The 12,307-nt window shown below is 55.0% G+C and carries 15 protein-coding genes and 1 pseudogene; 9 read left to right on the top strand and 7 right to left on the bottom strand.

All coding sequences use genetic code 11. The annotated features are described in order from the left end of the window. Positions 1–258: 258 nt before the first annotated feature. The 6 genes from ACFPQ4_RS04240 to mnmL form a co-directional block, all read right to left on the bottom strand. Positions 259–786, bottom strand: a complete 528-nt coding sequence (locus ACFPQ4_RS04240; protein WP_378110509.1) for a MogA/MoaB family molybdenum cofactor biosynthesis protein — start codon at positions 784–786, stop codon at positions 259–261. A 14-nt stretch (positions 787–800) separates the two neighbouring features. Beyond that, entirely contained in the window at positions 801–1,286 is a 486-nt protein-coding gene (locus ACFPQ4_RS04235; protein ID WP_378110508.1) for a hypothetical protein, read from the bottom strand. A 73-nt stretch (positions 1,287–1,359) separates the two neighbouring features. Beyond that, positions 1,360–2,331, bottom strand: coding sequence for a type I phosphomannose isomerase catalytic subunit (locus ACFPQ4_RS04230; protein WP_378110507.1), 972 nt, complete (start codon positions 2,329–2,331; stop codon positions 1,360–1,362). A 2-nt stretch (positions 2,332–2,333) separates the two neighbouring features. Then, entirely contained in the window at positions 2,334–2,735 is a 402-nt protein-coding gene (locus tag ACFPQ4_RS04225; RefSeq protein ID WP_378110506.1) for a VOC family protein, read from the bottom strand. A gap of 24 nt (positions 2,736–2,759) precedes the next feature. Continuing rightward, positions 2,760–3,347, bottom strand: a complete 588-nt coding sequence (gene mnmM / locus ACFPQ4_RS04220; RefSeq protein ID WP_378110505.1) for a tRNA 5-(aminomethyl)-2-thiouridylate-methyltransferase MnmM — start codon at positions 3,345–3,347, stop codon at positions 2,760–2,762. Beyond that, positions 3,344–4,330 carry a tRNA modification radical SAM protein MnmL/YtqA gene (mnmL, locus tag ACFPQ4_RS04215; RefSeq protein WP_378110504.1) on the bottom strand — a complete coding sequence of 329 codons (987 nt, stop codon included), beginning with the start codon at positions 4,328–4,330 and terminating at the stop codon, positions 3,344–3,346. The genes mnmM and mnmL overlap by 4 nt, the downstream gene beginning before the upstream one ends. A gap of 365 nt (positions 4,331–4,695) precedes the next feature. Here mnmL and ACFPQ4_RS04210 point away from each other — a divergent pair, with 365 nt between their 5' ends. From ACFPQ4_RS04210 to trmB, 6 genes are all read left to right on the top strand, one after another. Next, positions 4,696–4,881, top strand: coding sequence for a hypothetical protein (locus ACFPQ4_RS04210; RefSeq protein WP_378110503.1), 186 nt, complete (start codon positions 4,696–4,698; stop codon positions 4,879–4,881). A 170-nt stretch (positions 4,882–5,051) separates the two neighbouring features. Continuing rightward, on the top strand, positions 5,052–5,426 hold the full coding sequence (locus ACFPQ4_RS04205; RefSeq protein ID WP_378110502.1) for a GntR family transcriptional regulator: 375 nt from the start codon (positions 5,052–5,054) through the stop codon (positions 5,424–5,426). Further along, positions 5,419–6,315, top strand: coding sequence for an ABC transporter ATP-binding protein (locus tag ACFPQ4_RS04200; RefSeq protein WP_378110501.1), 897 nt, complete (start codon positions 5,419–5,421; stop codon positions 6,313–6,315). The genes ACFPQ4_RS04205 and ACFPQ4_RS04200 overlap by 8 nt, the downstream gene beginning before the upstream one ends. Beyond that, positions 6,312–7,001, top strand: a complete 690-nt coding sequence (locus ACFPQ4_RS04195) for a hypothetical protein (RefSeq protein ID WP_378110500.1) — start codon at positions 6,312–6,314, stop codon at positions 6,999–7,001. Before ACFPQ4_RS04200 ends, ACFPQ4_RS04195 begins: the two co-directional genes overlap by 4 nt. 90 nt (positions 7,002–7,091) lie before the next feature. Continuing rightward, positions 7,092–7,727, top strand: coding sequence for a phosphatase PAP2 family protein (locus ACFPQ4_RS04190; RefSeq protein ID WP_378110499.1), 636 nt, complete (start codon positions 7,092–7,094; stop codon positions 7,725–7,727). A 37-nt stretch (positions 7,728–7,764) separates the two neighbouring features. Then, the gene (gene trmB, locus ACFPQ4_RS04185) at positions 7,765–8,550 is read left to right on the top strand and encodes a tRNA (guanosine(46)-N7)-methyltransferase TrmB (RefSeq protein WP_378110540.1); all 786 of its coding nucleotides are present in this window, start codon (positions 7,765–7,767) and stop codon (positions 8,548–8,550) included. A 53-nt stretch (positions 8,551–8,603) separates the two neighbouring features. Here the strand turns inward: trmB and ACFPQ4_RS04180 are convergent, their stop codons facing one another. After that, positions 8,604–9,128: a phosphatase PAP2 family protein gene (locus tag ACFPQ4_RS04180; protein ID WP_378110498.1), complete on the bottom strand. Its 525-nt coding sequence runs from the start codon at positions 9,126–9,128 to the stop codon at positions 8,604–8,606. Between the two features lie 159 nt (positions 9,129–9,287). Between ACFPQ4_RS04180 and ACFPQ4_RS04175 the strand changes: the two genes are divergently transcribed. The 3 genes and pseudogenes from ACFPQ4_RS04175 to ACFPQ4_RS04165 form a co-directional block, all read left to right on the top strand. Beyond that, positions 9,288–10,442 (top strand): glycosyltransferase family 4 protein, encoded by a 1,155-nt coding sequence (locus ACFPQ4_RS04175; protein ID WP_378110497.1) that lies wholly within the window; start codon positions 9,288–9,290, stop codon positions 10,440–10,442. Positions 10,443–10,754: 312 nt separating this feature from the next. Then, complete coding sequence (locus ACFPQ4_RS04170) at positions 10,755–11,993, top strand: glycosyltransferase family 2 protein (protein WP_378110496.1); 1,239 nt, start codon at positions 10,755–10,757, stop codon at positions 11,991–11,993. A 73-nt stretch (positions 11,994–12,066) separates the two neighbouring features. Next, positions 12,067–12,234: pseudogene (locus tag ACFPQ4_RS04165) on the top strand (hypothetical protein); the annotation flags it as partial. Between the last annotated feature and the right edge of the window lie 73 nt (positions 12,235–12,307).

Here is a 12,307-nt window from a genome sequence, read left to right as displayed (position 1 = left end):
GGCAAGCATAGGGACGGATAACCAAATCTTTCGCAACATAATCTCCTCCATGGTTTATGTAGTCTATGTCAACAACAGTATCATAAGAAAGTGGTGTTTTGTATGGTTTAGTTATATTTAATGTGTGAAATTCAAGTTTTACGTATGGTTTAATTATAAATAGTGATATTTAGGCGTAGTAAGAGGGTGTCTATGGCAGCAACAGCCACTCCAATATAAAAAAGGCGCAGGGCAATTGGTGCACCCCGCGCCTGCTATTTACTTATCCTTGTACAATTCTCGCATCACGTGCCCAAGCTCGGGTACGATGAGCCGCGTCATCGCCAGCCGCACCGCGCCGGTCGAGCCGGGCATCGAGAATACGGCGGTGCTACCGATCGTGCCGGCGATCGCCCGGGACAAGATCGCCGCCGAGCCGATATCCTCGGTGAAGCTGAGCATGCGGAAGATTTCGCCGAAGCCGGGCATTTCCTTGTCGAGCACCGAGCTTACCGCCTCGTACGTCGTGTCCCGACCCGCGATGCCGGTGCCGCCGTTCAGCAGCACGGCTTCTACGGCAGCATCCGCCGCGGCCTCGCGCAATAGCGCTCGAATCCCCTCGTAATCGTCTTGCACGATCTCATAGCCCGCGACCGTATAGCCGCGTTCTTCCAACAAGAGCCGGATGAGCTGGCCGCTCGTATCCGTCTCCGGGGTGCGCGTATCGGATACGGTGATGATCCGGCAAGCAACCGACTTCGGCGCTTCGCGGCGGTGTTGCTCGGTTGAAGTCGGGTTATCGGACATCGCGGCGATCCTTCCTATTCCTGCGACCCGGCATGCGGATGCGGGGAATGCACCGATTCATTCGGCACGATATCTTCTTGCGGCGCCGCATGCGCGGCATGCTCGGGCTCTTTGATCATGCGATCGACGATTGCGGGCACGATGAGCGTTAACGCATAAGCGGCCGTCATCCATACCGTGAACGATTGATGCTGGAAAGAGTCGAACTTAGGAAATACGGAATCGCGATTCGATATCGTGATCGAGTTAAGCACGAGACCAATGACGGTCGCTACGTAACCGAACCGCGTCGCCGAACCTTTTTCGCGGAATACGCGCAACCTGACGAAGACGGCCGCGCCGATGAGAAGCAAGAAAGTAAGCAATAACAACAGGAACAGAGACGAACCGAGCCGCTCTCCTTCGCTAGGCAGAATCCAGTCGCCCAGCAGCAGGAAAAACAACGTAGACACGGCCCATACGGAGGCTCCCAAGCCGGCCATAATTATTCTTTGACGCACGTTAATCCGTCCTTTCGACAACGATGTCTTGTGACTTCCTGCTTATCTCTTCGACAAATCCGGTCGAATTCCTTTAAGGAAGCAGGCTGCGAAGAACGGTCATTTCGCCGTTAAGCGAATATTGTCCGAGGCTGGCAGGGAGCAGGAAGCAGTCGCCCGCTCTCGCATCCACGACGCCGTTGCTCCAACCGATGCTGCCGGCGCCTTCGCAGACGATAACGATAACGAAGCTGTTGCCGTTCGTCGCCTGCGACCATTCGCCGTTGACGATGCCTTTGTCGGTGACGAAGTAAGGGGAAGAGGCGAGAGTAAGCCATTCGCCCGGCTTAGCGCCGTCCGTCGACATGCGGCTCGCGCCGGAATCCTCGTACGCGATGACGTTCAACGAATCCTCGACGTGAAGCTCGCGCATTTTGCCGTCCAGGCCCGGACGATTGTAATCGTATAACCGGTAGGTCGTATCCGAGTTTTGTTGGATTTCCGCGACGACGACGCCCGCGCATAACGCATGCACGGTGCCGGCGGGAATATAGAACGTATCGCCGGCTTTGACCGACACTTCCTGCAGGCATTCCATGATGCGGCCTTCCTCGATCGCGGTTGCCAAAGCCGCGCGGTCGACGCCTTGCTCGAGTCCGTAAATGATTTTGGCGCCTGGCTTGGCGTCCAGCACGTACCACATTTCGGTTTTTCCGAGCTCGCCCTTCGGCAAGCGATCGTAGTGGTCGTTAGGGTGAACTTGGATCGACAGATCGTCGTTGCAATCGAGAAGTTTAATTAGAAGCGGGAACCGGCCGTTGCCGGTTGCGCCCTTGGCGCCGAACCACGTTTCGCCCACGAGCTCGCGAATTTCGTCCAGCCCTTTGCCGGCTAGCGCGCCATTCGTTACGTGGGAGATACCGTTCGGATGATCGGCGATCATCCAGCCTTCCCCGATCGCGCCTTGCGGCACTTCGAACCCGAAGCGCTCCAGCGCGCGACCGCCCCATACTCTCTCTTTGAATTCCGGTTTAAAATGAAGCGGATAAGGTTGAACGTTAGACATGACTACTCATTGCCCCCTCGGGTAGATTGGAAAAATTCTAACGCTTCTCCGTCCGGTCCGCTAAAGAAGAAGTAGCGGCTGCCGTTCGGCAACGTCGTAATGCTCTCGTCCAAACCTTCGACGTTAAGCGAGCGAACGCGGGCGAACTCTTCGTCGAGGTTATCGACGGTGAACGCGATATGATGGACGCGCCCTTCGCGGGTCAATGCACCGTCATACCCTTCGATCAACTCGACTTCGGTATCGTGCGAGCCCGGGAATGCGAGGAACGCGAGCCGAATGACGCCGTTCGTATGAAGCAGCGTCTCCAAATACGTCAATCCGACGACGTTCTCGTAAAAGACGATCGAACGTTCCAATGAAGTAACCATAACGCCTACATGCTCGATTTTGCGAACAGCCATATCCAGTGACCCTCCTAATCCTACCTACTTCTTTACGATTGCTATTAAATAGGGCGATTGAATCTTCTGCGGGAACCGGTACATGACGCATTGGCCGATCGAGGGAGGGATGGTCTCCGCCCAGTGCTCGACCGCTTCCGCTTCGGCGTCTCCGCCTTCGTGGCCCGGATAAATGACGATCGTCAGCACGCCTCCGCTGCGAAGCATAAGCAAGGCGGCGACTAAGGCGATCAACGTCGTATCGGGCTGCGTAACTAACTTCTTTTCGGCGCCGGGCAAGTAACCCAGATTGAACATGACGGCGGCGATTCGGCCATGATATTCCGGCGGAATCAAGGCCGACATTTCCTCGTGCCCCGCGAGCAGCAACTCCGCCGGGGCTATTCGATCTCCGGCGGAAGCGGCGACCGATAACCTGGCGCGCGTCCGTTCCAGCGCCGCCGCCTGAACGTCGAAGGCGAATACTTTGCCGTTCGATCCGACAAGCCTGGCAAGAAACAACGTATCTACGCCGTTGCCAGCGGTCGCATCGATAACGGGCTCGCCGACCCGCGCGCGATCGGACACGTACCGCTGCGCTTGGCTTAAGACGGAGAGGAAGCCCGCGCTCATGCATTCACCTCCGTCGCTTCGGCCTTGAGGCCTTGCCAAGCTTTGCCTTGCCAGCTATTCCTTCGAACAAGCTCCGCGTCTATCGCGTTAAGCACTTCCCACTTGCGCAAGCTCCACATCGGTCCGATAAGCAAATCTCGCGGAGCGTCTCCGGTTAACCGATGGACGATCATCTCCGGCGGAAGCAGCTCGAGTGAGTCGACGACGAGCTGGACGTATTCGTCCTGATCCAGGAACCGCAGCAACCCCGCGTTCCACTGGCGCACCATCGGCGTTTTGCGCATGAGATGGAGCAAGTGGATCTTGATCCCTTGCACGTCCATCTCCGCTACCGCCCGTACCGTGTCCAGCATCATTTCCCTTGTCTCGCCCGGCAAGCCGTGAATAATGTGCGCGCAGACGCGAATGCCTCGCGCTCGTAGCCGCCGAACCGCATCCCTGAAACACTCCGTGTCGTGGGCGCGGTTGATCAGCTCGGACGTCGACTCGTGGATCGTCTGCAAGCCCATTTCGACCCACAAGTACGTCCGCTCGTTCAACTCGGCCAAATAATCGACGACGTCGTCGGGCAAGCAATCCGGACGAGTCGCGATCGACAACCCTACGACGCCCGGCTGCTCGAGAATGACTTCGTAATATTCGCGTAGCGTCTCCACAGGGGCGTACGTATTCGTATAGGCTTGAAAGTAGCCGATATACTTCGCTTCCGGCCACTTCAGATGCTGGCGGTCGCGGACGCTATTGAATTGCGTGACGAGATCGTCGCGCCTGCTGCCCGCGAAGTCGCCCGAGCCTCTCGTGCTGCAGAACGTGCATCCGCCCGCGGCGATAGAGCCGTCCCGGTTCGGGCATGTGAATCCGGCGTCCAGCATGACCTTGAAGGTCTTCGTGCCGAACGTCTCTCTCATTTCGTAGTTCCATGTATGAAACCGCTTGTCACTCCAGATCAGCGGCGAACGTGTATCCGTTTCCGTTATGGCCATATTGCATCCGTCCTTATTTTGTCGCGGCTTCTGCCGTTATGTCGGTATTAATTGTAACGAAAATAAGGGGAAAATGCGAGAGAGTTCCCGCCATGCGGTCGTTATCCCGTAACGCGGCCGATGTTTCGTTCCAAGAAACCGATCGTTTAACGACCTTCTCATCGCCAATCAACATCGAAAAACAGGCTTTTGTCAGCGCTTTCCTCCTTGCTATACCTAACATGATGTGTTATATTAAAAGTGCGTCAAATCAATAAAAAAACCTAACATATCCAGTCTATTTCGCAGCCAATTTCATTTCCATTCCAAATCCTAGGCAAATCAGCCCCAAAAGAGAACGAATAATGAATTGGAGAGTGATTCGAATGAGTATGGTCGTACGCATTCCACAAGGGGACGATACGGTAAAGGTCGAGCTGACTTTGAAGGAAGTCATGGCACTGTCGGGCATTAAATTCCATAACAACCACACCGTCGAAGTGTCCGCGAAGAAGAAGCTTCAGCACGCGCTGGAAGATCATTACGAGATCGAAGAGCAGCATTTGAACTAACGCAGCCTCGTCGGAAACCATAAACCAAGCCGGATGTCCCTCACGGGGCGCCCGGCTTTTTTGCGTGCGTTCACGACGCGGCAATCCACGATCCGCCTATTGACTTTATCCCTCGTCGCTCATATAGTTAATTACATGAGTAACTAACCGACTAACGTGGTGGTGGATGCATGAATTTAACAATGGACGATAGCCGCCCGATCTTCGTACAAATCGCGGAACGCATCGAGAACGACATAATTGACGGAGGTTTGCCCGAGGAGTCGCAAGTGCCGTCGACGAATCAATTCGCGGCCTTTTATCAGATCAACCCGGCAACGGCGGCGAAGGGCGTCAATCTGCTCGTCGATCAAGGAATTTTGTACAAGAAGAGAGGGATCGGCATGTTCGTGGCGACGGGAGCGAGATCGCGGCTTGTGGAGCAACGCAAGGAACAATTTTACGAGCAGTACGTCGTCGCGATCGTCATGGAAGCGAAGAAGCTCGGCATAACGGTGGAGCAATTGACGGATATGATCAGCAAAGGAGAGAAGCGCCATGAATAGCATTGTTGAGCTTAACGGGCTGACTAAGAAGTATCGCGACGTGACGGCTGTCCATAACGTCAGCTTCTCGCTGCAAGCGGACAAAATTTACGGGCTGCTCGGGCGCAACGGGGCGGGCAAGACGACGATCATGCATATGATCACAGCGCAAGCGTTCCCTACGAGCGGCGAATTAAAGGTGTTCGGAGAAAATCCGTACGAGAACAATCGCGTGCTCACGCAATTATGCTTCATTAAGGAAAGCCAGCGGTATCCCGATACGTACCGCGTTAAGGACGTCCTGGATATTTCGGCGTTCTTATTCCCGAAGTGGGACCGCGAATTCGCGTTGTCGCTCGCTTCCGAGTTCAAGCTGCCGCTCAAACGCAGAATGAAAAAGCTGTCGAGGGGCATGCAATCCGCCGTCGGCATTATCGTAGGCTTGGCTAGCCGGGCACCGCTCACGATTTTCGATGAACCCTACCTCGGCCTTGATGCCGTTGCCCGGAGCCTTTTCTACGATCGCCTGCTGGAGGATTACGCGGAGCACCCTCGTACGATCGTGCTGTCTACGCATTTGATCGATGAAGTAAGCAAGCTGCTAGAACACGTGATCGTCATCGATAGCGGCGAATTGATCTTGAACGAAGACGCGGAGGACCTTCGAGGGCAAGCATCGACGGTGATCGGGGCGGCCGCGAAAGCCGAGGCTTTCGCGATGGGCAGGAAGATCATTCATCGCGAGCCGTTCGGCGGCCTTGCTTCCATTACGTTCATCGGAAGATTGGACGCGGAAGACCGCAAGCAAGCCGAGCAGCTCGGACTTGAGCTTGCGCCCGTGTCGCTGCAGCAGCTTGTCGTCCATCTTACGAAAAACAACGAAGAGTCAAGGAAGGCGGGGGCGAAATGAATAACCGAATAACCGGCGTCATCCGAATTTATTTGAAGGATCGTTGGGGTTGGACTTACCTCCCGTGGATCATTCTGCTTAGCAGCTTTGTGGTGAACTTTTCCATTGCCGCGGTTTCCGACGTACCGATAACGACAGGCGGGTTAGCTTCGATTTATATTTATTTGCTGGTAGCGGGCATTCTTGGCGTTGCCCAGACGTTCCCGTTCGCGATCGGATTTACGGTACGACGCAAAGACTACGTAATCGGCACGCTAGCTACGATGTCCTTATTAAGCGCGATTTTCTCGGCCATGCTCGTGCTGCTCGCGAACATCGAAGGCGGAACCGGCGGCTGGGGTGTGGATCTGACTTTCTTTAATCTCGACTATTTGAACGACGGCGGAGTGTTCGCGAGATTGTGGGTTAACTTCGGATTTATGCTCCATTTGTACGTCTTGGGCTATCTCTTCGGCAGCATCTATCGCAAATTCGGTCGCACGGGCATGTTTGCTCTCTTCGTAGCCTTATCGCTTCTTCTAACGGTTGCTTCGTTTCTCGTAACTTATTACGACGGGTGGGACAATATCGGGAATTGGATTAACGATCACCCGTCTACCGCGGCCGAGTTGTCGACCTACTTGCTCCCGCTGACGGCAATTTATGCCTCCGTATCGTATTTGCTCCTACGAAGAGCCGCCGTCTAATCTCGGGATACGACCGCCTTCGCTACACTTTCCGTTTTATTCATGCTAATATTTTGTTTGACGAAAATGGAGACGGGAGCGAAGGCGGGAATGGTTAATCGTTCTCATTGGCGGCGGGCTTCGACATGGGCCGTAATATCGGCCGCCTTGTTCATTTATGTGTGCGTCATCATGCTTGCGGATAAAGCCGGCTTTATCGATGACACTATTATTCGACGCGTTCAGAGCTGGGAATCGCCGGATCTTACGAGCGTCATGGAGACGTTCACGTGGCTGGGATCGACGCTCGTCGTTACGGTTATCGCGTTGGTCGCCATCGTGTTGCTCGCGGTATTTCTCGGCCATCGCAAGGAATTGTTGCTTTTCATCGTCGTAGTCGGCGGAGCGCCGTTGCTCAATAAGCTCCTAAAGTCGATCTTCGAGCGGGAGCGCCCGAGCTTGCACCGAATCGTCGAGGAGGCCGGTTACAGCTTTCCGAGCGGTCATAGCATGGCGGCGTTCGCGCTATACGGCGTATTGACTTACCTCTTATGGCGCCATGTGACGAACGCATGGGGCAGGGTGCTCATGATCGTGCTCGGATTGGGATTGACGCTATGCATCGGAGTTAGCCGCGTTTACTTGGGCGTTCATTACCCAAGCGACGTGATAGCAGGGTATCTGGTCAGCGGCGCATGGCTCGGCGCGGCCATCGAGGTGTTCGAGCGGACGACGCGGCGTCGTTAATCAGGATAAGATTTCGGGAGGATGTCAAGGAATGGCAATGCGATTGCGCGGTAGAAAAAACATACGCGAAAGCTTGGAGCAACAGTCGGATTTAGTCGTGCTCGAGCCGCAGGAACTCAAAGGGAAATGGAATGCTTTCTTCGAGAACGATAATCCGATCTATATCGAAATCGGAATGGGCAAAGGGCAATTTATTAGCCGGCAAAGTTTTAATAACCCGAACATTAACTTCCTCGGCATGGATATTTACGATGAGTTGCTAAGGCGCGGCTGCGAAAAAGCGAGAGCGTTGTGGAAAAGCGAAAGAGACGCCGAAGAAGTGCCTAACTTGGCGCTTGTGAGGGGTAACGCGGAAAATTTGCAGGATATGTTCGAGCCGGGAGAGCTGGAGCGCATTTATTTGAACTTCAGCGATCCATGGCCAAAGTCGAAGCATGCCCGGCGGCGGCTGACGCACCCGCGCTTCCTCGAGAAGTATAAGCAGGCGCTCAGCGAAATCGGAGAAATCCACTTCAAGACGGACTCGCTCAGCTTGTTCGAATATTCGCTTAACAGCTTCTCGAACACCGAGCTTCAAATGCGCCATATTTCGCTCGACTTGCATCGTCACGGCCTTCGCGACGATCTGGTCCTTACGGAATACGAGACGAAGTTCGTCGGTCAAGGGATGCCGATTTATCGGCTGGAAGCGGTTATCGGCGATAAGGTGGTCGCCGAGCATCGCCGGAACGTCGCCGGCGAGCTGGCGCGAGAAATGAAACGCAACGGCGCGGTTACGTTGAACGCGATAAGCGACGAGGAATACGAAGCGGATCACAAATAATCGAACGAACCGATGACCCCCGAATCCTTAACCGGACTAGGGGGTCATTTGTTTTATATCCATATAGCCATCAGCAACGCGGTCGATAGGCCAAGCAGCGCGCCTGCCGCCGTATCGCTCGGATAATGGAGCCCGAAGTAGACGCGGGACAACGCGACTCCTAGCGCGATCGGCAGTAAGATCGGAACGAGCATCGGTTCGGCTAACATCCAAGGCGTGAGCAAGGAGAACGCGGCGGTCGTATGACCGGACGGAAAGGACGGATCCTGTAGCGGCCTGCGATTCGTGTTAACGTGCGGGAAATGCTGGTGAGGACGCAGCCTCGGCGCGCTGCGCTTGGCGATCGCGACGGGAATATGGCTGAGCGCGATCGCGGCTAACGATTGCCAGCCGACGGATTGCCAGGGCTCGGGCGCAAGCCACCCGATCAGGATCGAGAAGGTCAAGCTGAAGGTCGCGCCTCCGATAATCGAGAGCGCGTGGAACAACCAGTTCAGGGCGGCGCGGTTCCAACGGATGTTGACGTGCAGGAACAGCGGTCCTTCGACTCTCTGAAGCATGCTGTAGATTCGGCGCATCGTTCCTCTCCCCTTCGGCGCCAGGCTGTAGCCTGAGCGTCATATTTTGCTTACTTTCATTGTAATTTGGTATTGTCACCCGAGTATTAACGAGCCCTTGATACTCTGTTAACGTCCGAGCTTTACAATGGAAAAAAACGGTTAAGGGAGAGGTCCGTTATGGCTATGCGTCTCGCGTTGTTTACGGATACTTATAGTCCTGAGATTAACGGCGTCGCGAAAACGTTGGAACGTTGGATCGGATACTTGCGCGGCCAAGGCATAGAATGCATGGTATTCGCGCCCGCGCGTCCTAAAGACAAGCACGTTGGCGCCGAAAACGCGGAACGGTTAATGAGCATTCCGTTCTTCCTGTACCCGGAACTCCGCATGGCGCTGCCCCGCTCTCCCGAAGCGGAACGCAAGCTGCTCGCGTTCAAGCCGACGGTGATCCATGTAGCCACTCCGTTCGGAACGGGGTTAGCCGGGCGATCGCTCGCGCTTAAGCACGGCATTCCGCTCGTCGCGTCCCATCATACGCATTTCGCGCGGTACTTGCCGTATTACAACATTCAATGGTTGGGCAAACTGCTATACAGATATTTGCATTGGTTCCATCTTCCCTGTCTGAAGATCTACGTTCCCTCCCGATCCGTGCTCGAAGATTGCCGTCGGGACGGATGGGGCCAGCTGGAAGTATGGAGCAGGGGCATCGACGGATCGACGTTCCACCCGAACGTCGATCGCGAGGCTTTGCTAGCGTCGGCCGGTATTCCTTCGCGGTTCATCGCGCTCTATGCCGGACGCATAGCTCCGGAAAAGCAGCCGGAGGTAGCGGTGGAAGCGGTTACGAAGTTCGTTGCCGATACGGGGGCGGACGCGGAGCTCGTCATCGCCGGGGAAGGTCCGGGTTTGTCCGAATTGAAGGCGCTGGCGGCAAAACGCAAAGTGCGGCACCGGTTTCTCGGCTCGTTGACGCAACGCGAGCTTCAGCAGTGGATGGCCGCTTCCGACGCGCTGCTGTTTCCTTCGGCGACCGAAACTTTCGGCAACGTCATGCTCGAAGCGATGGCTTGCGGCTTGCCGGTAATCGGAGCGGATGGAGGAGCGGTTCCGGATACGATTCGCGACGGGCATAACGGCATGCTGTGCGCGCCCGGCGATTCGGATGCGTTCGCGAAGAAGCTGGCGCTGCTGCACGCGGATCCGTCCTTGCGCGCGAAGCTGATTGCCATCGGGCTGCATGAAGCTAGCACGCGCACGTGGGCTGGGGTTTTCGACCAATTGCGCCATAGTATTTCCGCGGTTACCGAGCCTCGGCAGATCGCGAAGTAACCTGTCCGGATCGCCCTGATTTAGGCGAAAGATTAGGTCCTCGGAAGCAAAAAGTTCGCAATCCGGTGCATGTGGCTATATGCTCTAGCAATCCGTACCGGAAGGGCTACCTCGCTTCCAAGAGCGCTATTTCTTGGTCGAAGGAGGCGAAAATGGGTCCAAAAACCTTTTGACAAAAGCTTGAAAACGAATGAAAATCAAGGATGTGTCTTCGGCACCCTAACGGGGCTTAAACCAAAAAAAATGTTTTAGAGAGAGAACACACAAAAAAAGGGACAAAGAAAAATGGGGTCTAGGGGGTAACAACTGAATATGTTTAACAGTATTCTTATGGTCGTGCAGGCGTTGGCTGCCGCGATCGGCGTGTACCAAATTTTTCTTTCGTTCTTCGGGTGGTACCGGAGAAAAGAGAAAATTACGCACAAGCCGACCAAGTCGTTCGCGCTGCTTGTCGCCGCGCATAACGAAGAAGCCGTAGTAGGTGCGCTTATCGAAAACTTGCTGAAGATGGATTATCCGCGCGAGCTCTTCGATATTTTCGTCATCTGCGACAATTGTACTGACGGAACGGCGAACGTCGTTCGCAACTATCCGGGCGTATTCGCTTGCGAGCGCACGAACCCGAATCAACGGGGCAAAGGCTTCGCCATCGAGTGGATGCTCAAAGAGCTGTGGAAGCATCCTAAGCAATACGACGGAATCGTCATGTTCGATGCCGACAACCTCGTCGCGACGAATTTCCTGCACTACATGAACGAAGATCTTTGCAACGGCTACAAAGTCGTTCAAGGGTATCTCGATACGAAAAACCCGCACGATTCTTGGATCAGCGCGGCGAACGGCATTACTTATTGGTTCTGTAACCGTCTGTGGCAGCTTCCGCGCTACAACCTGAGGCTGTCGAACTTCCTCGGAGGCACGGGCATGTGCTTCGATACGAAGCTGCTGAAGGAAATGGGCTGGGGCGCGACGAGCTTGGTCGAAGATCTCGAGTTCACGGTTCGTTGCATTCAGCGCGACATCTATCCGAAGTTCAACTACGAAGCGCGCGTCTACGACGAAAAGCCGATCACGTTCCGGGCTTCCGCGCGTCAGCGGCTCCGTTGGATGCAAGGGCATTTCGACGTCTCCCGCCGCTACATGCTGCCGTTGTTCTGGCAAGGCATCAAAGAACGCAGCATCGTGAAGATCGACGCCGCGCTTTATATTTTCAACGCGTTCATCTACTTGATCGGTTTCCTGATCACGATGGCGCTCTGGTTCGACGTTATGCTGCCGGGCGACCCGCATCTGACTTCGATCTACGCGAAGATGCCGCTTGGCCTATCGCTTACGATCGTATTGTACGGTTACCTGCAATGTCCGATCGCGATGTTGATGGAAAAAGTAAACTGGCGCATGTACGTAAGGCTGCTGATGTTCCCGATCTTCTTCCTGTCCTGGTGGCCGATCGCGTTCTACGCGTTCTTCACGCAGAACAACAAGACCTGGAGCCACACGAAGCATACGCGCGTCATCCGTCTCGAAGAAGTGCAAGGCAAGCAAATGTAAGAAAAGTCAGGTACGATTTGATAACGACCTCCAGGAAGCGCGCGCAACGCGGTTTCCGGGAGGTCGTTCGTTCATGGCGCAGGAGTTGCCCTTCGCGCGTCGAATCCACTCTAGAACAATTACGCCCACCCTTCGTCTTGACGCGAGGGAGAGGGCGGACATGGTGAGTGCGGATTTGAAAGCGAATCGAATGGAAGCGTTCAGCGACGGCATGCTCGCGATCATCATCACGATCATGGTGCTCGAATTCAAAACGCCGGAAGGTCATGACTGGCATGCGTTAAAAGAGCGAATTCGCTTCAACCCCGACGGCG

Source organism: Cohnella yongneupensis, from assembly GCF_042655785.1.
Taxonomy (GTDB): domain Bacteria; phylum Bacillota; class Bacilli; order Paenibacillales; family Paenibacillaceae; genus Cohnella; species Cohnella yongneupensis.
The sequence above is the reverse complement of the archived record's forward strand: the minus strand, read 5'-3'. Positions and strand labels throughout refer to the sequence as shown.

Bases quoted from the DNA above. Each gene is read 5' to 3' on its own strand.
- ACFPQ4_RS04240 (WP_378110509.1), bottom strand. From the start codon at position 786: ATGTCCGATAACCCGACTTCAACCGAGCAACACCGCCGCGAAGCGCCG.
- ACFPQ4_RS04230 (WP_378110507.1), bottom strand. From the start codon at position 2,331: ATGTCTAACGTTCAACCTTATCCGCTTCATTTTAAACCGGAATTCAAA.
- mnmM (WP_378110505.1), bottom strand. From the start codon at position 3,347: ATGAGCGCGGGCTTCCTCTCCGTCTTAAGCCAAGCGCAGCGGTACGTG.
- ACFPQ4_RS04180 (WP_378110498.1), bottom strand. From the start codon at position 9,128: ATGCGCCGAATCTACAGCATGCTTCAGAGAGTCGAAGGACCGCTGTTC.
- ACFPQ4_RS04175 (WP_378110497.1), top strand. From the start codon at position 9,288: ATGGCTATGCGTCTCGCGTTGTTTACGGATACTTATAGTCCTGAGATT.
- ACFPQ4_RS04200 (WP_378110501.1), top strand. From the start codon at position 5,419: ATGAATAGCATTGTTGAGCTTAACGGGCTGACTAAGAAGTATCGCGAC.
- ACFPQ4_RS04205 (WP_378110502.1), top strand. From the start codon at position 5,052: ATGAATTTAACAATGGACGATAGCCGCCCGATCTTCGTACAAATCGCG.
- ACFPQ4_RS04190 (WP_378110499.1), top strand. From the start codon at position 7,092: ATGGTTAATCGTTCTCATTGGCGGCGGGCTTCGACATGGGCCGTAATA.
- trmB (WP_378110540.1), top strand. From the start codon at position 7,765: ATGCGATTGCGCGGTAGAAAAAACATACGCGAAAGCTTGGAGCAACAG.
- ACFPQ4_RS04210 (WP_378110503.1), top strand. From the start codon at position 4,696: ATGAGTATGGTCGTACGCATTCCACAAGGGGACGATACGGTAAAGGTC.
- ACFPQ4_RS04170 (WP_378110496.1), top strand. From the start codon at position 10,755: ATGTTTAACAGTATTCTTATGGTCGTGCAGGCGTTGGCTGCCGCGATC.
- mnmL (WP_378110504.1), bottom strand. From the start codon at position 4,330: ATGGCCATAACGGAAACGGATACACGTTCGCCGCTGATCTGGAGTGAC.
- ACFPQ4_RS04225 (WP_378110506.1), bottom strand. From the start codon at position 2,735: ATGGCTGTTCGCAAAATCGAGCATGTAGGCGTTATGGTTACTTCATTG.
- ACFPQ4_RS04195 (WP_378110500.1), top strand. From the start codon at position 6,312: ATGAATAACCGAATAACCGGCGTCATCCGAATTTATTTGAAGGATCGT.